The following is a 25966-nucleotide window of genomic DNA, read 5'->3' as shown; positions in this document are numbered from 1 at the left end:
TTATTGAATTGAACTATTCGATAAATCGCCGACTGCGCCAATCATAGATAAGAAATGCCCGGCGCCGAATGTAAAAATTTCTCCAGCCAATCTGGAGACTGACCATGCCGCACCTCGAAGCCGTCAACACCCCGCCCACGCGTGCCGATGTCTGGAACGCCAACCACGCGCACTGCCGCGTCCACTATCAAATGCTGGCCGAGGCCGAACCGGATCTGTTGTGCCGGGCAATGAACCTTTTTGCGTTGCAATGCCTGACGCCGCAGCAGCTCAACGTGCAGCGCAGCGACGATGTGCTGGCGATCGACGTCGTCATCGACGGTCTCAGCTGGCACCGCGCCCAAGTGATCGCTGAAAAATTGCGTAACCTGATCAGCGTCTGCTCGGTCGACCTGCAAGCCGCTGATTCCGCGTGGATTGAACCCACTCAAGCGGCAGGCTGAAAAACCCCGACACGGCTTCGTCGGGTAGTGGCCCAACGGTTGGCGGGTCCGCGACTATCCTTTGCGAACCGTTGTTCATGAGGAGCCCGCATGTCCGTTCAACTTGCCATTCAGGACCGCTGGCTGGATCTCAATGATTTGCTGCGTGAATTGGTCGCCCAAGGCTTTATCAGCCAGGACTCCGCCGAGCACGCGCTGAATGCCCGCCGCCGCCACGCCGCCAATGGCCAATTGCACCCGTTGGAATTCATTGCCAGCCAACACCTCGACGACCTCAGCCGTGCGGGTAAACACCTGGACCTGGAAAGCCTGACCCTGTGGCTGTCGCAACAGGCCGGCCAGCCTTACTTGCGCATCGACCCGCTGAAGATCAACGTCGCGGCCGTTACGCCACTGATGTCGTACGCCTTCGCCCAGCGCCACAAGATTCTTGCGGTGTCCATCGATCGTGACGCGGTGACCGTGGCCAGCGCCCAACCTTACGTCAACGGCTGGGAAGCCGACCTGACCCACGTCTTGAAGCTGCCGATCAAACGGGTGGTGGCCAACCCGGTCGACATCCAGCGCTTCAGCGTCGAGTTTTTTCGCCTGGCCAAATCGGTCACCGGCGCGACCAGCGCCGATCAGCAGACCAGCCACATGGGCAACTTCGAACAGTTGCTCAACCTCGGCGCCAGCGACCAGGAGCCGGACGCCAACGACGCGCACATCGTCAACATCGTCGACTGGTTGTTCCAGTACGCCTTCCAGCAGCGCGCCAGCGATATCCACATCGAGCCCCGGCGCGAGCAAGGCACGGTGCGCTTTCGGATCGACGGCGTGCTGCACAACGTCTATCAATTCCCGCCGCAAGTGACCATGGCCATCGTCAGCCGCTTGAAAAGCCTCGGGCGGATGAACGTCGCGGAAAAGCGCAAACCCCAGGACGGCCGGGTGAAAACCAAAACCCCGGACGGCGGTGAAGTCGAGCTGCGGCTGTCGACATTGCCCACGGCGTTCGGCGAAAAAATGGTCATGCGGATCTTCGACCCGGAAGTGCTGCTCAAGGATTTCGACCAGTTGGGTTTCTCCGCCGAAGACCTGCGGCGCTGGCAAGACATGACGAGCCAGCCCAACGGCATCATCCTGGTGACCGGCCCGACCGGTTCGGGCAAGACCACCTAGCTCTACACCACGCTGAAAAAACTCGCGACGCCGGAGGTCAACCTCTGCACCATCGAAGACCCGATTGAAATGGTCGAGCCGGCCTTCAATCAGATGCAGGTCCAGCACAACATCGACCTGACCTTTGCCGCCGGCGTGCGCGCCCTGATGCGGCAAGACCCGGACATCATCATGATCGGCGAGATCCGCGACCTCGAAACCGCAGAAATGGCGATCCAGGCAGCGCTCACCGGTCACCTGGTGCTGTCAACGCTGCACACCAACGACGCGCCCAGCGCCATCAGCCGCCTGCTGGAACTCGGCGTGCCGCATTACCTGATCAAAGCCACGGTGCTCGGCGTCATGGCCCAGCGCCTGGTGCGCACCTTGTGCCCGCACTGCAAGGCACCGCTGACCCTCGGCGAAGAAGACTGGCAAACCCTGACACGCCCCTGGCAAGCGCCGCTGCCGAGTAACGCGCAACGCGCCATCGGCTGCCTGGAATGCCGCGACACCGGCTATCGCGGCCGCGCCGGGGTGTACGAAATCATGCAACTGACTGACGGCGTCAAGGCGCTGATCAACCCGGACACCGACTTGCTGGCGGTCCGGCGTCAGGCGTTCAAGGAAGGCATGCGCAGTTTGCGACTGTCGGGGGCGCAGAAAGTCGCGGCGGGACTGACGACGATCGAGGAGGTGCTACGGGTGACGCCGCAGAGTGAACAGAAATAACCCCTCTGGCTGCCAGAACCGGCGGAATGAGCGCTGATGGAACTCGGCTGGGGATATGGCAATCAAACCCGGTAGATCACTCAGTGGAGTCACCCATCATGCGTCTCAGATTAGCTGTCGCTACGATCGCCTTGTTGTCCCTTCCAGTCGGTTCAGCGATGGCCGATGGTTTTTGGCGTAACGTCATTTCGTCCGGTGCGACCACCGGTTCGACCTACCTGACCTTCAAGGATAACAAGTTGATCATCGCCGCCCAGGATGACGCTGGCAGCTTCGTCGCCAGCGACGGTGGTATTCGTGGCCCGTACCTGGAAGCCGCGATGATGAAAGTCCGCACCGACAATCCCGGCCTGCAAGCGACCGACATGGAACTGGCGAACGCGATCCTGGCGAAGAACGCCGTGGCGTCGGAGTAAGTCTTCCAGTCGAACAAAAATGCCGCTCAGTTGAGCGGCATTTTTTATGGTGGGTCGAGATCCAGTGTGGGAGCGAGCTTGCTCCGGGTGGCGTTCCGACGATAGCGGCGTATCAGCCACCGATGATTTCGACTGACCCAGCGTTATCGCGAGCAAGCTCGCTCCCACAGGGGTGATGTGTACTGCGCAATCTCAACGGTAATCGTCAACCGGCACGCAGGCGCAGAACAGATTTCGGTCGCCGTAAACGTTGTCCACCCGATTCACCACCGGCCAATACTTGTGCGCCTTGGTGTGCGCATCCGGCGTCACCGCTTGCTCGATGCTGTAAGGCCGTTCCCACACCCCGGTGATGTCCGCCAGGGTATGCGGCGCACGCTTGAGCGGGTTGTCTTCGGCCGGCCAGGTGCCGTTCTGCACCTCGGTGATTTCGGCGCGGATGCTCAGCATCGCGCCGATAAACCGGTCCAGTTCGGCTTTCGATTCGCTCTCGGTCGGTTCGACCATCAACGTCCCCGGCACCGGGAACGACATGGTCGGCGCATGGAAGCCGTAATCCATCAGGCGTTTGGCGACGTCCTCTTCACTGATCCCCGTCAGTGCTTTGAGCGGTCGCAAATCAAGAATGCATTCGTGCGCCACGCGGTCGTTGCGTCCGGTGTAGAGCACGGGAAACGCCCCGGACAAATGCTTCGCCAGGTAATTCGCGGCGAGGATTGCCACTTCGCTGGCGTCGGCCAATTGCGGCCCCATCATCGCGATGTACATCCAGCTGATCGGCAAAATGCTCGCGCTGCCCCACGGCGCAGCACTCACCGCGCCGTTCTGCGCTAACGGCCCGTCAAGCGGCACCACCGGGTGATTGGCCACGAACGGCGCCAAATGCGCGCGCACACCAATCGGCCCCATGCCCGGCCCGCCGCCGCCATGCGGAATGCAGAACGTTTTGTGCAGGTTCATGTGCGACACGTCCGCGCCGATGTCGGCCGGCCGCGCCAATCCGACCTGCGCGTTGAGATTGGCGCCGTCCATGTACACCTGGCCGCCGTGCCTGTGGATAACTTCACAGATTTCGCTGATACCTTCCTCGTACACCCCGTGAGTCGAAGGATAGGTCGCCATCAGGCAGGCGAGTTTGTCACCCGCGTCGGCGGCTTTGTCTTTCAGGTCACCCAGATCAACGTTGCCCGCCTCGTCGCACTCGACGATCACCACGCGCATGCCGGCCATCTGCGCCGACGCCGGGTTGGTGCCGTGGGCCGAAGACGGGATCAGGCAAATATCCCGCGCACCTTGATGGCGGCTCTCGTGGTATTTGCGGATCGCCAGCAATCCGGCGTACTCGCCTTGGGCGCCGGAGTTGGGTTGCATGCAAATTGCATCGAACCCGGTGATCGCGCAGAGCCAGCGCTCCAGTTCTTCGATCATCAGCGAATACCCGACTGCCTGCTCCTTCGGCACAAACGGGTGCATATTCGCGAACTGCGGCCAGGTGATGGGAATCATCTCGCTGGTGGCGTTGAGCTTCATGGTGCAGGAGCCCAGCGGAATCATTGACTGGTTGAGCGCCAGGTCTTTGTTCTCCAGTTGCTTGAGGTAGCGCAGCATCTCGGTTTCGCTGTGGTGGGCGCTGAACACCGGGTGACGCAAATAAGGCGAGGTGCGCAGCAACGCCGTGGGAATACCGGATGCCAGGGTTTCGCCGTCCAGTTCGTCGACGTTCAACCCGTGATCGGCACCGAGGAATACATCGAACAGCTTGGCCACCGTGGTTTCGTCAGACGTTTCGTCGAGGCTGAGCCCCAGTTGCCCACGCCCCAGGATCCGCAGGTTGATCTGCGCGGCCTGAGCACTTTCGATGATTGCGGTTTGCGTGCCGCCGACCTCAAGCGTCAGGGTGTCGAAGAAATGCTGGTTGAGGCGCGTGATCCCGTGGCGTTCCAGGCCGGCGGCGAGGATGCAGGTGAGCCGGTGAACACGCTGGGCGATGCGCTTGAGGCCTTCCGGCCCGTGATAGACCGCGTAGCAACTGGCGATGTTGGCCAGCAGGACCTGCGCCGTGCAGATGTTCGAATTGGCCTTCTCCCGGCGAATGTGTTGCTCGCGGGTTTGCAGGGCCATGCGCAGTGCGGTGTTGCCCCGCGCATCTTTCGAGACACCGATGATCCGCCCCGGAATCGCCCGTTTGTATTCGTCGCGGCTGGCAAAAAACGCCGCGTGCGGTCCGCCGTAACCCATCGGCACGCCAAAACGTTGCGAAGAGCCGAACACCACGTCGGCGCCAAGCTCTCCCGGTGGGGTCAGCAGCAACAGGCTCAGCAGATCGGCCGCGACGCACGCCAGCGCTTGCTGCGCATGCAGATGATCGATCAGCGGGCGCAAATCGCGTATCTCGCCGTGGGTGTCGGGATATTGCAGCAGCGCGCCGAACACCTGGTGCTGCTTCAGGTTATCCACGGTGTCGATGATCAACTCGAAGCCAAACCCTTCGGCCCGGGTCTGCACCACGGAAATGGTTTGCGGATGGCAGTTTTTATCGACGAAGAACAGATTGCTTTTGGACTTGGCAACCCGTTTGGCCAGCGCCATGGCTTCCGCCGCCGCGGTGGCTTCGTCGAGCAGCGAGGCGTTGGACAGTTCGAGGCCGGTGAGGTCGATGGTCAATTGCTGGAAGTTCAGCAGCGCTTCGAGCCGGCCCTGGGCGATCTCGGGCTGGTAAGGCGTGTAAGCGGTGTACCAACCGGGATTTTCCAACACGTTGCGCAAAATGACGGTCGGCGTGAGCGTGCCGTGGTAGCCCATGCCGATCAGGCTGGTCCAGACCTGATTCTGTTCGGCGTAGCCCCGCAGCTTGGCCAGCGCCGCTTGTTCGTCGAGCGCCGGGGGTAAATCGAGCTCGCGATTCAGGCGGATTCCCGGTGGCACCGTCTGCTCGATCAGCTCGACCCGGCTGCCGAGACCGAGGCTGTCGAGCATCGCCTGCTGCTCGGTGGCATCGGGACCGAGGTGGCGACGGAGGAAGGCATTGGGGTCGCGTAACTGGCTCAAGGACGGCAACTGGGACATGACGGGCTCTCTCTGGACTGGCGCTCGGCGTCGATGCAACACGGTCAAAGCAGCATAGCAGTCGATATCCGTGCGGATGACGTGGCACCGTTTGCGCCTCTGGAGCATCATGCTCGACGTTCACTACCGTCCGCTGACCGGGTGTCTGCCTTTATGAGCCAACTGCCTTTCCTGCCGTTCTCCAAACCCACCATCGATGAAGCCACCATTGCAGCCGTGGGTGATGTGCTGCGCTCGGGCTGGATTACCAGCGGCCCCAAGGTCCAGGACTTTGAAGCGCAACTCTCGGCCTTTTTTGGCGGGCGCGCGGTGCGCACGTTCAATTCCGGCACCTGCACCATGGAAATCGCCTTGCGGATTGCCGGGATCGGCCCCGGCGATGAAGTCATCACCACGCCCATTTCCTGGGTAGCCACCGCTAACGTCATTCTGGAAGTGGGCGCCACACCGGTGTTTGCCGACATCGACCCGGTCACTCGCAATATCGACCTGGATCGACTGGAAGCGGCCATTACCCCGCGCACCAGGGCGATCATTCCGGTGTACCTCGCCGGTTTGCCGGTGGACATGACCCGGCTGTATGCGATCGCCAAAAAACACGGTCTGCGGATTGTCGAAGACGCTGCGCAAGCCTTGGGTTCGAGCTGGAATGGCCAACGCATCGGCGCCACCGGCGACTTCGTGTCGTTCAGTTTTCAGGCCAACAAGAACGTCACCGCTGCGGAGGGCGGCTGCCTGGTGCTGAACACCCCGGAAGAGGTGCGCCTAGCAGAGAAGTACCGTTTGCAGGGTGTCACCCGCAACGGTTTCGATGGGCTGGACGTGGATGTCCTGGGCGGCAAATTCAACATGACCGATGTCGCGGCGGCCATCGGCCTGGGGCAATTTGCCCACATCGAAGCGATCACCGCTCATCGTCGTGAACTGGCGCGGCACTATTTCGCCTGTTTCGGCGCCGATTTCGAAGCGCAATTCGGCGCTCAGCTGCCGCCGGCGGATTTCGAAAACAGCAACTGGCACTTGTTTCAGCTGGTGCTGCCGGAACGTCTGGACGGCAAGCCAGCGCGGGCCACCTTCATGGAGCAGATGCAGGCGTTGGGCATCGGCATCGGCTATCACTACCCGCCGATTCATTTGTTGAGTCTTTACCGCGAGCGCGGTTTCAAGGAAGGCATGTTTACGGTGGCAGAACGGGTCGGTCGGCTGATTGTTTCGTTGCCGATGTTTACGGCGATGACCAAAGCGGATGTCGAGCGGTCGGTGGCAGCGGTCAAAGCTGTACTGAAGCCGTAAACCTGTGGGAGCGGGCTTGCTCGCGAAGAGGGTGTGTCAGTCGCTATAAACGTTGACTGACACAGCGCTTTCGCGAGCAAGCCCGCTCCCACCGATTATGTGCAGGGCGAAGATTATTCGCCGATGGCGGCTTTGTAGGCGGCCGCGTCGAGCAGTTCTTCCAGATCAGCCGGGTTGCTTGGCTTGAGCTTGAAGATCCACGCGTTGTACGGCTCGCTGTTCAGCAGTTCAGGCGAACCGCTCAGCTCTTCGTTGACCGCAATCACTTCACCGGCAATCGGGGAGTAGATATCGGAAGCCGCTTTAACCGACTCCACGACACCGGCCGGATCTTCGGCAGCGAATTCCTTGCCGATTTCAGTCAGCTCAACGAACACCACATCGCCCAACGCTTCCTGAGCGTGATCGCTGATGCCTACGGTGACGGTGCCATCGGCTTCCAGACGGGCCCATTCGTGACTTTTGGCAAAACGCAGGTCGGCAGGGATATCGCTCATATTCTGTGTCCTCAAGAAAATTGTCAGCGGTCGTTGCCCGCCAGGAAAGGTTAAATCAAGGTTTTGCCGTGGCGTACGAAGTTCGGTTTGACCACTCGGACCGGGTACCACTTGCCACGGATTTCCACTTCGGCGCGGTCGGCAGTCGCCATCGGCACGCGCGCCAGTGCAATCGACTTGCTAAGCGTAGGAGAGAAACTACCACTGGTGATCTCTCCTTCGCCAACATTGGCGATGCGGACCACTTGATGAGCGCGCAAAACCCCGCGTTCCTCAAGGACCAGCCCCACCAGTTTGTGCTGACAGCCACCCGCCCGTTCGGCTTCCAGAGCGCTGCGGCCGATGAACTGGCGAGTGGCCGGTTCCCAGGCAATGCTCCAGGCCATGTTCGAAGCCAGGGGCGAAACGTCTTGATTGATGTCCTGACCGTACAGGTTCATGCCGGCTTCAACCCGCAGGGTATCGCGCGCGCCGAGGCCGATGGGCGAGATGCCGGCGCCCACCAGATCGTTGAAAAAACCCGGCGCCTGATTGGCCGGCAGAATAATTTCCAGACCGTCTTCGCCGGTGTAACCGGTGCGCGCGATAAACCAGTCGCCATCGGCCTGGCCTTCGAACGGTTTGAGCATCTGGATCAGGTTGCCGCGAGACTGGGTCACCAGCTCGGAGATCTTGTGCCGCGCGTGCGGACCTTGGATGGCCAGCATCGCCATTTCCGAGCGCTCATCGAGTTGCACGTCGAAGCCATCGAGATGCGCGTGCATCCACGCCAGGTCCTGGTCGCGGGTGGAGGCGTTGACCACCAGGCGATAACCATCGTCGAGGCGGTAAACGATCATGTCGTCGACGATGCCGCCGCGCTCGTTGAGCATGGTGCTGTACAACGCCCGGCCGGAGCTGTGCAGGCGTGCGACGTCATTGGCCAGCAAATGCTGGAGCCAGTCCTTGGCCTGACGGCCACTGACATCGATCACCGTCATGTGGGATACATCGAAAACCCCGCAATCGCGACGCACCTGGTGGTGTTCCTCGACCTGCGAGCCGTAGTGCAATGGCATATCCCAACCGCCAAAATCGACCATCTTCGCGCCGAGTGCGAGATGAAGGTCATACAGAGGCGTACGCTGTCCCATGGGTTTCTCCTTCCGGGCGTGGCGAAGGTGCGGGCCGGTGCTGCACGGGGTGAAAGCCCTGTAATAGAAGGCTCTCAGCCGATTTCAGCTACCAGGTCCGTAGGACGGACCGCACCGAATGCCGCGCATTGTAGCCTCAAGGTGTAGGACTGGCACCTAGGCGTTTCGATGCGCCGAACGTCGGATCAATCCGATGACCGGTAACAGCCCGACCAAAACCAGCGTCAGCGCCGGTAATGACGCCCGCGCCCACTCGCCCTCGCTGGTCATCTCGAAGATGCGCACGGCCAACGTGTCCCAGCCAAACGGGCGCATCAGCAGGGTCGCGGGCATTTCCTTGAGGACATCGACGAACACCAGCAACGCGGCGCTCAACGTGCCGGGCAGCAGCAACGGTAGATACACTTTGAAAAACAGTCGCGGCCCACTGACACCAAGGCTACGTGCCGCTTCGGGCAAAGACGGCCGTATTCGCGCCAGACTGCTTTCCAGCGGCCCGTACGCCACCGCGATAAAACGCACCAGATATGCCAGCAGCAACGCCGACAAGCTGCCCAGCAGCAAAGGCTTGCCGGCGCCGCCGAGCCAGCCCGACAGCGGAATCACCAGTTCGCGATCCAGGTAACTGAACGCCAGCATGATCGACACTGCCAGCACCGAGCCCGGCAAGGCGTAGCCGAGATTGGCCAGACTGACGCCGGAGCGGATCGCCCGAGTGGGAGCCAGGCGCCGGGCAAACGCCAGCAGCAGCGCGGCGCTCACGGTGACCAGCGCCGCCATTGCGCCCAGGTACAAGGTGTGGATGATCAGCCCGGTGTAACGCTCATCCAGATCGAAGTGCCCGCGCTGCCAGAACCAGACCACCAGTTGCAGCATCGGAATGACGAACGCGCAGGCAAACACCAGCCCGCACCAACTCATGGCCGCCAACGCCTTGAAGCCACGCAGGTGATACAGCGCCTTGACCCGTGGCCGTTCGTTACTCGCCCGGTTGGCCCCACGGGCACGGCGCTCGCCATACAGCACGACCATCACCACCAGCAGCAACAGGCTGGCCAGTTGCGCGGCGGTCGAGAGGCTGAAAAAGCCGTACCAGGTTTTGTAGATGGCCGTCGTGAAGGTGTCGAAGTTGAACACCGACACCGCGCCGAAATCCGCCAGGGTTTCCATCAGCGCCAGCGCCACGCCGGCGCCGATGGCCGGGCGCGCCATCGGCAACGCAACCCGCCAGAACGCTTGCCACGGCGATTGCCCCAGCACCCGCGCCGCTTCCATCAGGCCTTTGCCCTGCGCGAGGAACGCAGTGCGCGCCAGCAGGTAAACGTACGGATAAAACACCAACACCAGAACGAGAATGACGCCACCGGTAGAGCGCACTCGCGGCAGTCGCAGGCCCACGCCAAACCATTCGCGCAACAGGGTTTGCACGGGACCGGCAAAATCCAGCAGGCCGACGAAGACGAAAGCCAGCACATACGCGGGAATCGCGAATGGCAGCATCAGCGCCCAATCCAGCCAGCGTCGGCCCGGGAACTCGCAGAGGCTGGTGAGCCACGCAAGGCTGACGCCCAACACGGTGACGCCGACGCCGACGCCCAGGACCAACGTCAGCGTGTTGCCCAGCAGGCGCGGCATCTGCGTGTCCCAGAGGTGGGACCAGATTTGCTGATCGATGGTTTGCCAGGAGAGCAGCAGGACGCTGAGAGGCAACAGAACCAGCGCAGCGATGGCGAAGACCAGGGGATACCAGCGGCGTTGGGCGGGGTGGGCCAAGTGGGTTCTCTAAAAGTGGGAGCGACGCAAAAATAAGGCCGACTCACGGTGGCGACGGGGCTTGTCGGAATGCCCCCTCGCCACAAAGGCAGTGGTGTCAGTTCCAGCCAGCGCGATCCATCATCCGAATCGCTTCGGCCTGACGCTTGCCGGCAATTTCCACCGGCAAGGTGTCCGCGACAAACTTGCCCCAACTCGCCACTTCAGCGGACGGTTGAACCGCCGGGTTCGCCGGGAATTCCTGGTTCACGTCCGCGAAAATCTTTTGCGCTTCCGGCGTGGTCATCCACTCGACCAACGCCTTGGCCGCTTCCGGGTGCGGAGCATGTTTGGTCAGGCCGATGCCCGACAGGTTCACGTGCACGCCACGATCACCCTGATTCGGCCAGAACAGCTTCACCGCCAGATCAGGCTTCTGCTTGTGCAGGCGACCGTAGTAGTAGGTGTTGACGATGCCGACATCGCACTGGCCGGCGTTGATCGCTTCCAGCACGGCGATGTCGTCGGAGAACACGTCGGTGGACAGGTTGTTCACCCAACCCTTGAGAATCTTCTCGGTCTGGGTGGCGCCATGCACTTCGATCATGGTCGCGGTCAGGGACTGGTTGTAGACCTTCTTCGCCGTGCGCAGGCACAGGCGACCTTCCCAGTTCTTGTCGGCCAGACCTTCGTAAGTGGTCAATTCACCCGGCTTCACCCGGGCAGTGGAATAGGCGATGGTCCGCGCCCGCAGGCTGAGGCCGGTCCAGGCATGGGCGGAGGAGCGGTATTGCAGCGGGATGTTGGCGTCGATCACCTTGGAGGTGAACGGTTGCAGAATGCCCATCTGCTCGGCCTGCCACAGGTTGCCGGCATCGACGGTCAGCAGCAGGTCGGCGGTGGCATTCTCGCCTTCGGCCTTGATCCGCTGCATCAGCGGCGCTTCCTTGTCGGTAATGAATTTCACCTGAACGCCGGTTTTCGCGGTGTAGGCGTCGAACACCGGTTTGATCAGCTCGTCGATACGCGAGGAGTAAACCACCACCTCGTCAGCGGCCTGGGCGGCAGTGGTGCCAATCAGCGACAGGGCGAGTGCGGTCAGTAGACGCTTCGGCAACATGGGAGCGATCTCACGATTGAAAAATGAGGCCAAATGATAAGGACTCACATTTACCATCTCAATCGATCAGTTCGCGGAGGAGTTACCAGATGTTGCATGGTTTGCAGCGTGGGCTGAATTCACTGACGCCTTCGCGAGCAAGCCCGCTCCCACAGGGGAAATACATTGCACTTTGTGGGATCGGGCTTGCTCGCGAAGAGGCCACCAGCCCCGACCACGATCTCAGATCTTGGCAAGCGCCGGCAGATCCCCGGTCAACCCCAGCGCCTCACGCACAAACAACGCCTTGGCCTCGGGCATCTGCTCGACCATCTTCAACCCGGCATTGCGCAACCAGCGCACCGGCAGCGGATCGGCCTGGAACAAGCGTTCGAAGCCTTCCATCGCCGCCATCAACGCCAGGTTGTGCGGCATGCGCCGACGCTCGTAGCGGCTCAACACTTTGACGTCCGCCAAGCGCTCGCCCCGTTCAACCGCCTGCAGCAGCACTTCGGCCAGCACCGCGGCATCGAGGAAACCCAGGTTTACGCCTTGCCCGGCCAACGGGTGAATGGTGTGCGCCGCATCGCCGATCAGCGCCAGGCCGTCGGCGACGTAACGTTTGGCATGCCGTTGACGTAGCGGCACGCACAGACGCGGGTCGGCGGCGAGCACTGTACCGAGCCGGCCTTCGAAGGCGCGCTCCAATTCGCGGCAGAAGTCATCGTCGTCCAGAGCCATCAGCCCTTCGGCTTCGTTTGGCGTGGTCGACCAGACGATCGAACACCAATCCTGCTGTCCGTCGCGCGCCAGTGGCAGAAACGCCAGCGGACCGTTGTCGGTGAAACGCTGCCAAGCGGTCATTCGGTGCGATTGGGAACTGCGCACGCTGGTGACGATGGCGTGGTGCAAATAATCCCACTCGCGGGTCGCCACGCCGGTCAGGCGCCGAACCGCCGAGTTGGCCCCGTCCGCCGCGATCACCAGCGGCGCACGCAAGGTGCGGCCATCGGCGAGGGTCAGCAGCCAGTCATCACCCGAACGACGCATTTGCTCCAGGCGCGCATTGGCCAGCATTCCGAGGTCGCAGTCGTGCAGACGGTCGAGCAAGGCGTCTTGAACCACGCGATTTTCAACGATGTGCCCGAGCACGTCGGCATGCACGCTGGCCGCCGAAAAATGGATCTGCCCGGTGCCGCTGCCGTCCCAGACATGCATGTCGGTGTACGGACTGCTGCGTCGACTGGCGATGCCGTCCCAAACGCCCAGGCGTTCGAGAATCCGCTGGCTGGCCGCCGACAAGGCGCTCACTCGCGGCTCGAACGGCGCCTGCCCGTCAAAGGGTTTGACGCTCATCGGGCTGCCGTCTAGCAGCAGTACATCGAGCCCGCTGTCCTGCAACGCCAGCGCCAGGGCGCTGCCGACCATTCCGGCCCCGACAATCAACAGATCTGCGCGCATTTCCATGCTTTAAGCCTGTCTCGCTGGCGGCTTGCGCCGCACGTAAAAGGTTTGCTCGACGCGCGTCACCAAGGTGCCGGCACCGTCATGAATATCGACCTGCAATCGCGGCAGGTATTTTTCGCCAGCGGCGGTTTGCCGAATCTATCCGACAGCCACTTACGCATCGGGACGCGTACCCAGCCCCATGGCCTGACGCGCAAACCAGCGCTTGGCCGGCGGCAGCAGGTCCAGACCGAGCAAGCCGAGGTTGCGGCCCAGCGACACCAGCGGCTGGGTGCTACCGAACAAGCGGGTGACCTGGTCGGAGAAACCGACCGTCAGGTTCTGGTCCATGCGCTGACGTTCGCGATAGGCCTGCAATGTCGCGAAGTCACCGGGCGATGCCTCGCTCGCCAGCAGCGCATCGGCCAGGGCCTGCGCATCACGCAGCGACAGGTTGAAACCCTGGCCGGCAATCGGGTGCAGGCTGTGCGCGGCGTTGCCGAGTATCGCCAAGTGCGGGCGCACTTGTTCTTCCGCTTCGATCAGCGTCAGCGGGTACAAATGCCGCGCGCCGACCTGTTTCAAGGTGCCGAGGCGGTAACCGAATACGCCCTGCAATTCGCTGAGGAAGCTCTTTTCATCAAGGTTCGCCAACCGTTGCGCGTCCATGCCCAAACGGGTCCAGACCAACGCGCAGCGATTGTCGGGCAGCGGCAACAACGCCATCGGGCCGTCATCGGTGAAGCGCTCGAACGCCATGCCGTTGTGCGCTTCGCTGGGGGTGATGTTGGCGATCAGCGCGCTCTGGTTGTACGGGCGCTTCTTGATGCCGATCCCCAGTTGCTCGCGCAGGCCGGATCGGCCGCCATCGGCGAGCACCGCGAGGTCGCATTCCAGGGTGGTTTCATCGTTGAGGGTCAGGCGATAGCCATCGGTCAGCGGCTCCATGCGCGTTACTTCCGCCGGGCAGCGCCACGTCACCACGTCCTTGTCCAGACTTTGCCAGAGGCATTGGCCGAGCCAGGCGTTTTCCACCACATAACCCAGCGCCGGTACGCCCTCCTCCATCGCCGACAAGCGCGCGGTGGAGAAACGGCCACGGTCGGACACATGAATCTGCTTGATCGGCTCGGCCCGGCGGGAGATTGCCTGCCACACGCCCAACCGTTGATAAATCTGTTTCGCACCGTAGGACAACGCTGAAGACCGCGCGTCATAGCTCGGCTGATACGTATCGCCAGGAGCAAACGGCTCGATCAGCACGATTTTCCAGCCACGGGCCTTGGCCCCGGCCTGCAACGCCAACGCCAGACTGGCGCCAACCAGACCGCCACCGATGATTGCCAGATTGAATCGACTCATGCCGCCTGCGCCCGCGCGGCGGCCATCAAGGCCTCGATCTCGGCGACCGTTTTCGGCACGCCTTGGGTCAGGATTTCACAGCCGGTTTTGGTGACCACTACGTCGTCCTCGATGCGCACGCCTATGCCGCGCCATTTCTTCGCTACGTTCTGGTTGTCCGGGGCGATGTAGATGCCCGGCTCGACGGTCAGCGCCATGCCGACTTCCAGCACGCGCCATTCGCCGCCGACCTTGTACTCGCCGACGTCGTGTACATCCATGCCCAGCCAGTGGCCGGCACGGTGCATGTAAAACGCTTTATAGGCTTCGCTGGCGATCAAGTCGTCGACGTTGCCCTGCAACAGGCCCAGTTTCACCAGGCCGGTGGTGATCACCCGGACCGTGGCCTCATGCGCCTGATTCCAGTGTTTGTTCGGGGCGATTTCGGCGAATGCGGCTTCCTGCGAAGCCAGCACCAATTCGTAAATCGCTTTCTGTTCGGGTGAATATTTGCCGTTGACCGGCCAGGTGCGGGTGATGTCGCTGGCGTAGCAGTCGATCTCGCAACCGGCGTCGATCAGCACCAGATCACCGTCCTTGAGCACCGCGTCATTCTGCTGGTAATGCAGGATGCAGCTGTTGCGCCCGGCGGCGACGATTGAACCGTAGGCCGGCATCTTCGCCCCGCCCTTGCGGAACTCGTAATCGAGTTCGGCTTCAAGGCTGAACTCGTGCAGCCCGGCGCGGCTGGCCTGCATCGCGCGGATATGCGCCTGAGCGGAAATCCGCGCGGCTTCGCGCATCACCTTCACTTCTGCCGCCGATTTATACAGGCGCATGTCGTGGAGCAGATGATCCAGCGCAACGAATTCGTTCGGCGGCTGGGCGCCAAGGTGCGCTTTAGAGCGGATCACGTTGATCCAGTCCATCAAGTGGCGGTCGAATTCGGGGTTGCTGCCCATCGCCGAATACACCCGGTCGCGACCTTCGATCAGGCCCGGCAGGATGTCGTCGATGTCGGTGATCGGGAACGCATCGTCGGCACCGAAGTCGCGAATCGCGCCTTCCTGGCCGGCGCGCAGGCCGTCCCACAACTCGCGCTCGGCATTGCGCTCACGGCAGAACAGCAGGTATTCGCCGTGCTCACGGCCAGGCATCAACACGATGACGGCTTGTGGCTCGGGGAAACCGCTGAGGTACTGGAAGTCGCTGTCCTGGCGGTAAACGTGCTCGACATCGCGGTTGCGGATCGCGACTGCGGCAGCGGGCAGAATCGCGATGCTGTTGGGTTCCATCTGCGCCATCAGGGCCTTGCGGCGACGGCTGTATTCCGATTTCGGGATATGAATCATGGGCAGATGGCTTTCCCTGGCTCGCGATTAATGCAACGACGGTTTGGCGGCCGCTTCGTCGGTTTTCTTGGTTTCGGTGAACAGCAGCAGCGGTGCGACGCGCAGGTATTCCATGACTTCCATGTAGTCGCTTTCGCCGTCGTCGGACTCTTCCAGAGCGTCTTGCACCTGGGAAATGGCGGCCAGATCCTGCAGGACTTCGGTCGCCTCCTCGCTCAATGCGTATTCGCGACGGGTCAGACCGAACCCGGCGAGGAAGCCCTGGCACCATTGGCCGAGTGCGATGGCACGGTCGGCCAGCGGCGCGTCGTCGGTTGGCAGCAGCAGAACGACGGTCATGTCGTCGCTGGTCAGCTCGCCTTTGACCATCTCTTGCAGGCCGATCAAGGCGTTGCGGACGTTGTCTTGCGGCTCGCCTTCAAGCAGCTCGGCGGCGTCGGCCAGCCAGCTGTCGGCATCGAAACCGGCGCCGGCGCAGCTGCGACCGAGCAGCAGGCCATGCAGTTCGGCAGGCGAGACAGGATGACCGCTGGTGCTCAGCAGGGTGGCGAAGGCTTGGTACGGGGAATTCTGAATGGGCATGGGCAGCTAGGCGCCAGACGGCGCTATGTCTAGAATGAAGGCCTTGTATCCTACATCGACAGACTCGCCAAGACTATTAAAGGCTGTCCGCCCGTTACCTCCCATCAGACACGAGCCCAGTGGACACAATGGAAGACACCGACCTGCAAGCGCTGATGGCCAGACTCGAATTGCTAATTAATCGAGTCGAGCAACTTAAGAGTCAAAACGGACTCCTATTAGCTCAGGAAAAGACCTGGCGCGAGGAACGCGCTCACCTCATTGAAAAAAACGAAATCGCCCGGCGTAAGGTCGAATCGATGATTTCGCGCCTCAAGGCCCTGGAGCAAGACTCATGAGTTCAAGCAATAGCGTCACCGTGCAGATCCTCGACAAAGAATATTCGATCATCTGCCCGCAGGAAGAGCGCAGCAACCTGGTGAGCGCTGCCCGTTACCTGGACGGCAAGATGCGCGAGATCCGCAGCAGCGGCAAAGTCATTGGCGCCGACCGCATTGCCGTGATGGCCGCGCTGAACATCACACACGACTTGTTGCACAAGGAAGAGCGCCCGGATGTACAGGCCAGCGGCTCGACCCGCGAGCAGGTTCGCGACCTGCTGGATCGCGTCGATCTGGTACTCGCTACCGATCCGGACGTCACCAAGGGCTGATTCGCCTGACCGCTTGGGGTATACTCGCGTCACTCCCTGGGGTGCTTGCCAGTTGACCACGTCCCTGAGCCGATTCGCACTACCCTGGAGGCTGCACGTTGGGCTGGTGTGCATGTCCGCTAGACGGAAAGCCTTAAAGCCTACTGCATCTTCCACCTTGAACTTTCGGGTTCAAGGGCTAAGTCAGCAGCGGTTCATCCGGGGAGCCTGATTCCAGTCCGATGCCGGTTTAAATGCCGGCATCGGCTTTTTTACGGGTACGCTTTGTGTATCCGCCCTGTCGAAGCCCGAACCCATGACCGAACCTGCGCTGCTGCCCCGCCCGCAACTTCGACGCATGCTGCGCAAGGCCCGCCGCGCACTGACATCCCGTCAGCAACGCCAGGCCGCTCGCGGGCTGTACAAGCAATTGGCCCAGCAACCGCTGTTTCGCCGCGCAAAACACATTGCTCTTTATCTGCCGACCGACGGTGAAATCGATCCGCGCCTGTTGCTGCGTGCTGCGCAACGTCGGGGCAAGGCGACGTATCTGCCGGTGCTCAGCGCCTGGCCGCGGACCAAAATGGTGTTCCAGCGAATTCGCCCCGGCGAAAAACTCAAACCCAACCGTTTTCGCATTCTCGAGCCGCGGCCCAACCTTGCCCGCCAACGCAAGGTATGGGCGCTGGACCTGGTGTTGTTGCCATTGGTCGGGTTTGACGATGTCGGCGGGCGCTTGGGCATGGGCGGCGGTTTCTACGACCGCAGCCTGGCGTACATGGCGCGCCGCAAAACCTGGCGCAAGCCGACGCTGCTGGGGCTGGCCCATGAATGTCAGAAGGTCGAACGATTGGCTCAAGCGAGCTGGGACGTGCCGTTGCAAGGAACGGTGACAGACAAGGCGTGGTATTTCGCGGACTAGACGCCACTGTTTTCAGCGGCGTCCGACCACAGATTCAGCGTTTGAAGGCTGACGGCTGTTGCTGCTGGGCGATTTCGATTGGCGCGTCAGTCTTGCTGCTCCACAAGCTTTGGGCGTAGCCAGTGGTCACGACGCCGAGACCGAACAAGATAACCAAAATCCATAGTAAATCCGGTTTGCGTTTCATCGATTGCCCCCCAAAGGCATATCAACACGATGACAGCAGCGGTTTCCGTTGTAGGCCGTGCAGCAGCGTCAAGCTTAGAAGGCCGGCATTTTGCGACAACGTGAACTGACACGCAAACGCTGCCGTCAACCGACCGTCGGTTTGTCATAAAATTGCCCGACAACTTGCCCACTCACCTCGCAAGGAGCAAAACCCATGGCCTATTGGCTGATGAAATCCGAGCCCGACGAACTCTCCATCAAAGGCCTGGAAAAGCTTGGCAAGGCGCGCTGGGACGGCGTTCGCAACTACCAGGCGCGCAATTTTTTGCGGGCGATGGCGGTGGGTGACGAGTTTTTCTTCTATCACTCCAGCTGCCCGGAGCCGGGGATTGCCGGGATTGGAAAAATTATAGAGGCGGCGTATCCGGACCCGACGGCGTTGGAGCCGGAGAGTCATTACTACGATCCAAAAGCTTCGTCGGAAAAGAACGCGTGGAGCGCGATTGATGTCGCCCACGTCGAGACGTTTGCGAAGGTACTGAAGCTGGATTATTTGAAGCAGCAGACTGCGTTGGCGGAAATGCCATTGGTGCAGAAGGGATCGCGATTGTCGGTGATGCCCGTGACGGCAGAGCAATGGGCGGCGGTGATCGCGTTAAAGCCCTAAGCCCATCAGCGGATTCAAAATTGTCTTCGCGAGCAAGCCCGCTCCCACATTGGAATGCATTCCCCTGTGGGGGCGGGCTTGCTCGCGAAGAGGCCCGCCCGCACAACAAATGTCTTACTGAATGATCAGGTTGTTGAACAACAGATCCTCAACCACCGGCTTGCCGGTCTCGTCGTTCATTACCTGCTGAGTCTGCTTTAGGGCTTCCTGACGCAGCTTTTCCTTGGCCTCAACGTTGTTCATGGTTTCGGTGGTCTGCTGGGCAAACAGCGCCACCAGCTGATTACGGATCAATGGCTCGTTGGCCTTCACCGCTTTTGTCGCGTCGTCACCGGTGACGCGCAACGCCACGTCGGCCTTGTAGACCTTGAGCTTCGGCGTACCGTCCAGCCCATAATTGCCCACGAACGGCGGGCTCAGGGTGATGTAATTGACCTTCGGAGCTTCACCTTCTTTGGCTTCTTCGGCCATCGCTGCCACAGGCAGAGACAGGGCCAGCATCAACATGATCCACGCTTTCACAATTCGCTCCTTATCCGGTTTGCGGCCTAGCATAACGACCCGCCGCTCAAGCACAAGCTTATGGCTGACTATCAGGGTCGGGCATGCTTGTTGACCCATCGACTCACACACCTACACTTATCGGCCATCACTCCCAAAGGAATAGCCCTGATGAAAGCCGTGCTGTGCAAAGCCTTCGGCCCTGCCGAATCGCTGGTGCTGGAAGACGTCGCCAGTCCAGTCGCGAAGAAGAACGAAATCCTGCTGGACGTGCACGCCGCCGGGGTGAATTTCCCCGACACGCTGATCATCGAGGGCAAATACCAGTTCAAGCCGCCCTTCCCGTTCTCGCCCGGTGGCGAAGCGGCCGGCGTGGTCAGTGCCGTGGGCGAAAAGGTCAGCCACCTGAAGGTCGGTGACCGGGTCATGGCGCTGACGGGCTGGGGCAGCTTCGCCGAACAGGTCGCCGTGCCGGGCTACAACGTGCTGCCGATTCCGCCGTCGATGGACTTCAACACCGCCGCCGCCTTCAGCATGACCTACGGCACCTCGATGCACGCGCTCAAGCAACGCGCCAACTTGCAACCGGGTGAAACCTTGCTGGTGCTGGGCGCTTCCGGCGGTGTCGGCCTCGCGGCCGTGGAAATCGGCAAAGCCATGGGCGCCCGCGTGATCGCCGCCGCCAGCAGCGCCGAAAAACTCGCCGTGGCCAAGGCTGCCGGCGCGGACGAACTGATCAACTACAGCGAAACCAACCTCAAGGATGAAATCAAACGCCTGACCGACGGCCAGGGCGCCGATGTGATCTACGACCCGGTCGGCGGTGACCTGTTCGACCAGGCCGTCCGTGCCATCGCCTGGAACGGCCGCCTGCTGGTAGTGGGTTTTGCCAGCGGACGCATTCCCGAGTTCCCGGTCAACCTCGCGCTGCTCAAAGGCGCGGCGGTGGTCGGCGTGTTCTGGGGCTCGTTTGCCCAGCGCCAGCCACTGGACAATGCGGCGAATTTTCAACAGCTGTTTGGCTGGTTTGCCGAAGGCAAATTGAAGCCGCTGGTGTCGCAGGTCTATCCGCTGAGCAATGCGGCGCAGGCGATCAATGATCTTGGACAGCGCAAGGCTGTTGGCAAGGTCGTGGTTCAGATGCGCTGAGCCGAAGAAGCGGTCTGGAGTGTCCAGGCCGCTTTTTTTGTTCGGGGTCAAATCAACGTTCTAATATCCTCCGGCAGCAAGCTCATGTACTTGCGCACCGGACTCGCACGGCATTCCCTGACGATTCTCGGTACTCGCTTGTTGAGCTGTGCAATTAATGCCAGACGTTGATCGTTCGACAACTGGGTCGCATGAAACACGTTCGACAGATAAGCCCGCGTGTAACCAAACACCGCTGAATCAACCCAGGCGTATTCCGGAATGTAGCCCACCGCCTCATTGATATCACGGCATCTCAACCGCTTGAGCCATTGGTTGGCGTCAATGGGCGTATTGCGGTCCAGTCTGAAAACCATTGGGGCCGTCACCTCCTGCCTGGCAGGCTTGTCGGCTCCGACCGTCCATGGCTTGAAGCGCCACTGCGCCACCGCCGTCCGGGCCGCTTCGGCCAAACCCGGATGGTCACTTTGCAGAATGCTCACATCGTCGACCGAGCCATCGGCATGCACGGTTAACCTCACGTTGACCTCACCGGTAATCCCGGCCCTGAACAGATCCCTGGGGTAAATCGGCCTGGGATTGTTTTCCGGGATCAACAACACTCCCCCAGCCCAGACACCAACAGATCCACTCAACAAAAATATCAACACCAGCCAGCGCATAATCCCTTCCCCTCCGCCCTGAAATGCCAGACCTGGCATCCCGCACAAAGGTTAGGGCTCGCGGACCTGAAACAGAACGTCGCAACGTCCCATTAAAACGCAGGACATTTCCCAAAACCCCCTCCTACTTCGGAGCGAAACGCGTCATTCAGGGAAGCGCAGGACGTTTCCCACAACGTCCTTCATTTACATCTGTACGACATGTTCATAAAGGAACACGCAATCGCGCACATTTCCGCTGTTTTGCCAATGCGAACCGGTGCTATTTTCGGTAACGAAACTGTAACATTCGCATCCGCAGTCAAAACAAGAAATCTGGAGCTCTTGAATGTTTGCTTTCTTTCGCCCTGCCGCACACCAGGCGCCTTTGCCTGACGAAAAAATCGACGACACCTACAAACGACTTCGCTGGCAGATCTTCGCCGGTATTTTCATCGGGTATGCGGGTTACTACCTGCTGCGCAAGAACTTCACCCTCGCGTTCCCGGACCTGATTGCCCAAGGCTATACAAAGGGTCAGCTGGGCGTGGCGATGTCGGCGATTGCGATTGCCTACGGCCTGTCCAAGTTTCTGATGGGCATCGTGTCCGACCGCTCCAACCCGCGTTATTTCCTGCCCTTCGGCCTGGTGGTATCGGCCGGGGTGATGTTTGTGTTCGGTTTCGCGCCGTGGGCGACGTCGAGCGTCACCATGATGTTCATCCTGTTGTTCATCAACGGTTGGGCGCAAGGCATGGGCTGGCCGCCAAGTGGCCGGACCATGGTGCATTGGTGGTCGCAGAAAGAACGCGGCCGCGTGGTGTCGGTCTGGAACACCGCACATAACGTTGGCGGCGGTCTGATCGGCCCGCTGGCGATTCTCGGTATGGGCTGGTTCAACGACTGGCACAGCAAGTTCTACGTCCCGGCGGCCGTGGCGCTGCTGGTCGCGGTGTTTGCGTTCTTCGTGATGCGCGATACACCGCAATCGACCGGCCTGCCGCCGATCGAGAAGTACAAGAACGATTACCCGCAAGGCTACGACGCCAGCCATGAAGAAGAATTCAGCGCCAAGGACATCTTCATCAAATACGTGCTGCGCAACAAAATGCTCTGGTTCATCGCCCTGGCCAACGTCTTCGTCTATCTGCTGCGTTACGGCATCCTCGACTGGGCGCCGACCTACCTCAAAGAGGTCAAGCACTTCGATTTCGACAAGACGTCGTGGGCCTACTTTCTCTACGAGTGGGCGGGTATTCCGGGCACGCTGCTGTGCGGCTGGATGTCGGACAAGATTTTCCGTGGCAACCGTGGCCTGACAGGCATGGTGTTCATGGCGCTGGTGACCGTTGCGACGATCGTGTATTGGCTGAATCCGCCAGGCAACCCGATGATCGACATGATCTCGCTGTTCGCGATCGGCTTCCTGATCTACGGCCCGGTGATGCTGGTTGGGTTGCAAGCGCTGGAACTGGTGCCGAAGAAAGCCGCCGGCACCGCTGCGGGTTTCACCGGGCTGTTCGGTTATCTGGGGGGTTCAGTCGCGGCCAGTGCCCTGATGGGTTACACCGTGGACTACTTCGGTTGGGATGGCGGCTTCATTCTGCTGGTGGCTGCCTGTCTGCTGGCGATGGCGTTCCTGGCGCCCACGCTGGGCCACAAGAACGTCGCCAGTCAGACCCGCGAAGAGGCAATCGCCTGATCGGTCTTTGATTGGCAGCGCTTGAGTCGCGCCTCCAGATTTCGGTCTGGCATGGCGTGGCTACGCAGGGCGTGAGCGGTCTGCTCGACATAATCGCGAGTGGTGCCGTAACGCCCGCAAGCGTTTTCGAACACATGGCTCAGCACATGATCCGGCAAGTTGCCGGCATAGCTGGGCAAGTGCCGCTCCAATACAAATCCCAAGGCCTGGACCTGGCTTCCGTCTTCAAGACGGCAGTTGAGCCAGTGCGGGCGATAAGAAGGGAATGGCATTTCGCGCTGCCACAGCGCGTAAAGCGATGCGTCGAGTTGATCTTCCGGGAGTCGATACGCAAAGCCGCTGCAAGAACCGCCGCGATCCAGACCAAACACCAGACCCGGCGCTTCCGGCGTGCCGCGATGTTCGTGAGACCACAAGTACAAACCGCGATGATAGCCGTGCACTCGACCGCGAACCCGCTCCACCGCCGCGCATTCAGGGCGCCAGATCAGCGAGCCGTAAGCAAACAGCCAGACCGGCCCGCCCTTGTGGCGCGCCATGGTCGACTGCATCGAGCCGAGCAATTGTTCGTGCGTGAGTTGCGGCCCCAGATCGAGCCGCGGAGGGTAAGCCAAGTTCAAAAATGCAGATTCAATGGCGCTCATGGCGAATAGCGTTCAGCTCCCCGCGGGTAAAGAATTACTTAATAGAACGCACCGCTGTAACAATAAGGCACATATGTTTTAAGGCAATTTAAGTGCCATGGCACAGTTCTTAAATAATCGCCTCAATGACATATAACCTACCGGCATTTATATAAATTTATAAATACCGATCGGCTATATAGGGAGGCATAACGATTTAAGAGCGGGGTGCATAAGCAAACACATCGGCGCGCATCTGGTGAGCATCCATCCCCGCCTCGACCAAGGCATCCAATGTGCCGTAGACCATGGCCGGAGAGCCGCTGGCGTAAACGTGCAGCGACTTCAGATCGGCAAAATCTTCACACACCGCCTCGTGCAGCATCCCGCAGCGCCCTTCCCAACCGCATTGGTCGCTGACCACTTTGTGCAGGAACAGGTTGGGTAATTTCAACCATTCGTCCCAATGCTCCATGTCGTAAAAGTCTTCAGGCCGGCGCACGCCCCAATACAGGTGCACCGGGTGTTTGAAGCCCGTGGCGCGGCAGTGTTCGATCAGGCTGTGGATCTGGCCCATGCCGGTGCCGGCGGCGATCAGCACCAGCGGACCGTCCGGCAGCTCTGCCAGGTGCGTATCGCCGAACGGCATCTCGATGCGCACGATCGGGTTGCGTTGCAACTGGTCGATGAGGCTGAGCGCACTGCTTTCGCGCGCCAGGACGTGGATCTCCAGGTCTCGCCCACCGTGCGGTGCCGACGCCAAGGAGAACGCGGATTTCTCGCCGTTCTCACGTTCGATCATCAAATACTGGCCGGCGTGATAACGCGGCGGCTTGCCGGCCGGCGCTCGCAGACGCACGCGCCAGGTGTCGCCGCCCACGTCCCTGCATTCAATGACCTGACACGACACGCTGCGCACCGGCAGTTCTCCCAGCGCGAGCACGCCATCCCACAGCACAATGCAGTCTTCCAGCGGCTCTGCTATGCAAGTGTAGAACTCGCCATGGTCGCGCACCTTCCCGGCCTGCTCGACCCGGCCCTCCACCAGCAACGCCGCGCACACGTGGCAATTGCCGTTGCGACAGCTTTGCGGGCATTCATAGCCCAGGCGCCGCGCGCCATCGAGAATCCGCTCGCCAGGCAGAATCTCTAGTACTGCTCCGGAGGGCTGCAAGGTTACACGCATCAATCTATTCCTAACTGATTCCAGATGGCATCGATCCGCTGGGTCACGGCGTCGTCCTTGACGATTACCCGACCCCATTCGCGAGTGGTTTCGCCCGGCCATTTATGCGTGGCATCGAGCCCCATCTTCGACCCCAGTCCGGACACCGGCGAGGCGAAGTCGAGGTAGTCGATCGGCGTGTTGTCGATCATCACCGTGTCGCGCTTGGGGTCCATGCGCGTGGTGATGGCCCAGATCACGTCGTTCCAGTCCCGCGCATTGATGTCGTCGTCGGTGACGATAACGAACTTGGTGTACATGAACTGTCGCAAAAACGACCAGACACCGAGCATTACCCGCTTGGCGTGGCCCGGATACGACTTCTTCATGGTCACGATGGCCATGCGGTACGAGCAGCCTTCTGGCGGCAGGTAGAAGTCAGTGATTTCCGGGAACTGCTTTTGCAGGATCGGCACGAACACTTCGTTCAGCGCCACGCCGAGAATCGCCGGCTCATCCGGTGGACGGCCGGTGTAGGTGCTGTGGTAGATCGGTTTGATCCGGTGGGTGATGCGCTCGACAGTGAACACCGGGAAGCTGTCGACTTCGTTGTAATAACCGGTGTGGTCGCCGTACGGACCTTCGTCGGCCATTTCGCCCGGATGGATCACGCCTTCAAGGATGATTTCGGCGGTGGCCGGAACTTGCAGGTCGTTGCCTCGGCACTTCACCAGTTCGGTACGGTTGCCACGCAGCAAACCGGCAAAAGCGTATTCGGAAAGGCTGTCCGGCACCGGTGTCACCGCGCCGAGGATCGTCGCCGGGTCGGCACCGAGCGCCACCGACACCGGGAACGGCTGGCCAGGATGCTTCTCGCACCACTCGCGATAATCCAGCGCGCCGCCACGGTGGCTGAGCCAGCGCATGATGACCTTGTTGCGACCGATCACTTGCTGACGATAGATGCCCAGGTTCTGCCGGTCCTTGTTCGGACCTTTGGTGACGGTCAGGCCCCAGGTGATCAGCGGGCCGACGTCACCGGGCCAGCAGGTTTGCACGGGAAGCATCGCCAGATCGACGTCGTCGCCTTCGATGACCACTTCCTGACACACCGCGTCTTTGACGACCTTGGGCGCCATCGCAATGATCTTGCGGAAGATCGGCAGCTTGGACCACGCGTCTTTCAAGCCCTTCGGCGGCTCGGGCTCCTTGAGGAACGCCAGCAGCTTGCCGATCTCGCGCAGTTCGCTGACCGCTTCGGCGCCCATGCCCATGGCGACCCGCTCGGGGGTGCCAAACAGGTTGCCGAGCACTGGAATGTCGTAGCCAGTCGGGTTTTCGAACAGCAGTGCCGGGCCTTTGGCCCGCAACGTGCGATCACAGACCTCGGTCATCTCCAGCACTGGAGAGACGGGGATCTGGATGCGTTTCAATTCTCCGCGCTGCTCCAGCTGCTGCACGAAATCCCGAAGATCCTTGAATTTCATTGACGATGGCACCCC

The 25966-nt window shown here is 61.0% G+C and carries 24 protein-coding genes, 1 other RNA gene and 2 pseudogenes; 11 read left to right on the top strand and 16 right to left on the bottom strand.

Annotation, left to right across the window (positions count from 1 at the left end; all coding sequences use genetic code 11):
- Positions 1-104 precede the first annotated feature (104 nt).
- The 3 genes and pseudogenes from ACQKP4_RS11900 to ACQKP4_RS11890 all read left to right on the top strand — a co-directional run bounded on the left by ACQKP4_RS11900 (position 105) and on the right by ACQKP4_RS11890 (position 2734).
- A complete protein-coding gene (locus ACQKP4_RS11900; protein ID WP_427633297.1) occupies positions 105-443 on the top strand; it encodes a hypothetical protein in 339 nt (112 codons plus the stop codon).
- A 90-nt stretch (positions 444-533) separates the two neighbouring features.
- Positions 534-2318, top strand: a pseudogene (locus ACQKP4_RS11895) (GspE/PulE family protein).
- 98 nt (positions 2319-2416) lie between these two features.
- The gene (locus tag ACQKP4_RS11890; RefSeq protein ID WP_427633296.1) at positions 2417-2734 is read left to right on the top strand and encodes a DUF2388 domain-containing protein; all 318 of its coding nucleotides are present in this window, start codon (positions 2417-2419) and stop codon (positions 2732-2734) included.
- 192 nt (positions 2735-2926) lie between these two features.
- On the opposite strand, the gene gcvP is transcribed toward ACQKP4_RS11890, so the two are convergent.
- Positions 2927-5800: an aminomethyl-transferring glycine dehydrogenase gene (gcvP, locus tag ACQKP4_RS11885; RefSeq protein WP_427633294.1), complete on the bottom strand. Its 2874-nt coding sequence runs from the start codon at positions 5798-5800 to the stop codon at positions 2927-2929.
- A 153-nt stretch (positions 5801-5953) separates the two neighbouring features.
- Between gcvP and ACQKP4_RS11880 the strand changes: the two genes are divergently transcribed.
- Positions 5954-7093 carry a DegT/DnrJ/EryC1/StrS family aminotransferase gene (locus ACQKP4_RS11880; protein WP_427633292.1) on the top strand — a complete coding sequence of 380 codons (1140 nt, stop codon included), beginning with the start codon at positions 5954-5956 and terminating at the stop codon, positions 7091-7093.
- 113 nt (positions 7094-7206) lie between these two features.
- Here ACQKP4_RS11880 and gcvH read toward each other — a convergent pair whose 3' ends face one another.
- The 9 genes and pseudogenes from gcvH to ACQKP4_RS11835 all read right to left on the bottom strand — a co-directional run bounded on the left by gcvH (position 7207) and on the right by ACQKP4_RS11835 (position 16295).
- Positions 7207-7590, bottom strand: coding sequence for a glycine cleavage system protein GcvH (gene gcvH / locus ACQKP4_RS11875; RefSeq protein ID WP_427633290.1), 384 nt, complete (start codon positions 7588-7590; stop codon positions 7207-7209).
- A gap of 50 nt (positions 7591-7640) precedes the next feature.
- Positions 7641-8723: a glycine cleavage system aminomethyltransferase GcvT gene (gene gcvT, locus ACQKP4_RS11870; RefSeq protein ID WP_427633288.1), complete on the bottom strand. Its 1083-nt coding sequence runs from the start codon at positions 8721-8723 to the stop codon at positions 7641-7643.
- Positions 8724-8879: 156 nt separating this feature from the next.
- The gene (locus ACQKP4_RS11865) at positions 8880-10496 is read right to left on the bottom strand and encodes an ABC transporter permease (RefSeq protein ID WP_427633286.1); all 1617 of its coding nucleotides are present in this window, start codon (positions 10494-10496) and stop codon (positions 8880-8882) included.
- Between the two features lie 97 nt (positions 10497-10593).
- Positions 10594-11595, bottom strand: a complete 1002-nt coding sequence (locus tag ACQKP4_RS11860; protein WP_427633284.1) for an extracellular solute-binding protein — start codon at positions 11593-11595, stop codon at positions 10594-10596.
- A 222-nt stretch (positions 11596-11817) separates the two neighbouring features.
- Positions 11818-13035, bottom strand: a complete 1218-nt coding sequence (locus tag ACQKP4_RS11855) for a 2-octaprenyl-3-methyl-6-methoxy-1,4-benzoquinol hydroxylase (RefSeq protein ID WP_427633324.1) — start codon at positions 13033-13035, stop codon at positions 11818-11820.
- Between the two features lie 9 nt (positions 13036-13044).
- A pseudogene (locus ACQKP4_RS11850) lies at positions 13045-13176 on the bottom strand (tetrameric acyl-CoA thioesterase); the annotation flags it as partial.
- Between the two features lie 18 nt (positions 13177-13194).
- Entirely contained in the window at positions 13195-14382 is a 1188-nt protein-coding gene (gene ubiH / locus ACQKP4_RS11845; RefSeq protein WP_427633283.1) for a 2-octaprenyl-6-methoxyphenyl hydroxylase, read from the bottom strand.
- The gene (pepP, locus tag ACQKP4_RS11840; RefSeq protein ID WP_427633281.1) at positions 14379-15713 is read right to left on the bottom strand and encodes a Xaa-Pro aminopeptidase; all 1335 of its coding nucleotides are present in this window, start codon (positions 15711-15713) and stop codon (positions 14379-14381) included. The genes ubiH and pepP overlap by 4 nt, the downstream gene beginning before the upstream one ends.
- A gap of 27 nt (positions 15714-15740) precedes the next feature.
- Complete coding sequence (locus ACQKP4_RS11835; protein ID WP_427633279.1) at positions 15741-16295, bottom strand: YecA family protein; 555 nt, start codon at positions 16293-16295, stop codon at positions 15741-15743.
- A 128-nt stretch (positions 16296-16423) separates the two neighbouring features.
- On the opposite strand from ACQKP4_RS11835, the gene ACQKP4_RS11830 reads away from it, so the two are divergent.
- The 4 genes from ACQKP4_RS11830 (at position 16424) to ACQKP4_RS11815 (ending at position 17848) form a co-directional block, all read left to right on the top strand.
- Positions 16424-16633, top strand: coding sequence for a TIGR02449 family protein (locus ACQKP4_RS11830; RefSeq protein ID WP_003213954.1), 210 nt, complete (start codon positions 16424-16426; stop codon positions 16631-16633).
- Positions 16630-16947 carry a cell division protein ZapA gene (locus ACQKP4_RS11825; protein WP_007942435.1) on the top strand — a complete coding sequence of 106 codons (318 nt, stop codon included), beginning with the start codon at positions 16630-16632 and terminating at the stop codon, positions 16945-16947. Before ACQKP4_RS11830 ends, ACQKP4_RS11825 begins: the two co-directional genes overlap by 4 nt.
- 30 nt (positions 16948-16977) lie before the next feature.
- Positions 16978-17156: non-coding RNA, 6S RNA (gene ssrS, locus ACQKP4_RS11820), on the top strand.
- An 86-nt stretch (positions 17157-17242) separates the two neighbouring features.
- Positions 17243-17848 carry a 5-formyltetrahydrofolate cyclo-ligase gene (locus tag ACQKP4_RS11815; RefSeq protein ID WP_427633276.1) on the top strand — a complete coding sequence of 202 codons (606 nt, stop codon included), beginning with the start codon at positions 17243-17245 and terminating at the stop codon, positions 17846-17848.
- A gap of 34 nt (positions 17849-17882) precedes the next feature.
- Here ACQKP4_RS11815 and ACQKP4_RS11810 read toward each other — a convergent pair whose 3' ends face one another.
- Positions 17883-18035 carry a hypothetical protein gene (locus ACQKP4_RS11810; protein ID WP_204280829.1) on the bottom strand — a complete coding sequence of 51 codons (153 nt, stop codon included), beginning with the start codon at positions 18033-18035 and terminating at the stop codon, positions 17883-17885.
- A 195-nt stretch (positions 18036-18230) separates the two neighbouring features.
- Between ACQKP4_RS11810 and ACQKP4_RS11805 the strand changes: the two genes are divergently transcribed.
- Positions 18231-18683, top strand: coding sequence for an EVE domain-containing protein (locus tag ACQKP4_RS11805; protein ID WP_427633274.1), 453 nt, complete (start codon positions 18231-18233; stop codon positions 18681-18683).
- A 114-nt stretch (positions 18684-18797) separates the two neighbouring features.
- Here ACQKP4_RS11805 and ACQKP4_RS11800 read toward each other — a convergent pair whose 3' ends face one another.
- Positions 18798-19205, bottom strand: a complete 408-nt coding sequence (locus ACQKP4_RS11800) for a flagellar basal body-associated protein FliL (RefSeq protein ID WP_427633272.1) — start codon at positions 19203-19205, stop codon at positions 18798-18800.
- 150 nt (positions 19206-19355) lie between these two features.
- On the opposite strand from ACQKP4_RS11800, the gene ACQKP4_RS11795 reads away from it, so the two are divergent.
- On the top strand, positions 19356-20333 hold the full coding sequence (locus ACQKP4_RS11795) for an NADPH:quinone oxidoreductase family protein (RefSeq protein WP_427633271.1): 978 nt from the start codon (positions 19356-19358) through the stop codon (positions 20331-20333).
- A 47-nt stretch (positions 20334-20380) separates the two neighbouring features.
- Here ACQKP4_RS11795 and ACQKP4_RS11790 read toward each other — a convergent pair whose 3' ends face one another.
- Positions 20381-20995 (bottom strand): energy transducer TonB, encoded by a 615-nt coding sequence (locus ACQKP4_RS11790; protein WP_427633269.1) that lies wholly within the window; start codon positions 20993-20995, stop codon positions 20381-20383.
- 328 nt (positions 20996-21323) lie between these two features.
- Between ACQKP4_RS11790 and glpT the strand changes: the two genes are divergently transcribed.
- Positions 21324-22676, top strand: a complete 1353-nt coding sequence (glpT, locus tag ACQKP4_RS11785) for a glycerol-3-phosphate transporter (protein ID WP_427633266.1) — start codon at positions 21324-21326, stop codon at positions 22674-22676.
- Here glpT and ACQKP4_RS11780 read toward each other — a convergent pair.
- The 3 genes from ACQKP4_RS11780 to ubiD form a co-directional block, all read right to left on the bottom strand.
- Positions 22649-23320 (bottom strand): gamma-glutamylcyclotransferase, encoded by a 672-nt coding sequence (locus ACQKP4_RS11780; RefSeq protein ID WP_427633264.1) that lies wholly within the window; start codon positions 23318-23320, stop codon positions 22649-22651. The genes glpT and ACQKP4_RS11780 overlap by 28 nt on opposite strands.
- A 196-nt stretch (positions 23321-23516) precedes the next feature.
- The gene (locus ACQKP4_RS11775) at positions 23517-24485 is read right to left on the bottom strand and encodes a CDP-6-deoxy-delta-3,4-glucoseen reductase (RefSeq protein ID WP_427633262.1); all 969 of its coding nucleotides are present in this window, start codon (positions 24483-24485) and stop codon (positions 23517-23519) included.
- On the bottom strand, positions 24485-25951 hold the full coding sequence (gene ubiD, locus ACQKP4_RS11770; RefSeq protein WP_007942423.1) for a 4-hydroxy-3-polyprenylbenzoate decarboxylase: 1467 nt from the start codon (positions 25949-25951) through the stop codon (positions 24485-24487). Before ubiD ends, ACQKP4_RS11775 begins: the two co-directional genes overlap by 1 nt.
- Positions 25952-25966 lie beyond the last annotated feature (15 nt).

Source organism: Pseudomonas sp. NPDC086278 (assembly GCF_050280905.1).
GTDB lineage: Bacteria > Pseudomonadota > Gammaproteobacteria > Pseudomonadales > Pseudomonadaceae > Aquipseudomonas.
This window is presented reverse-complemented; position numbering and strand designations above follow the sequence as displayed.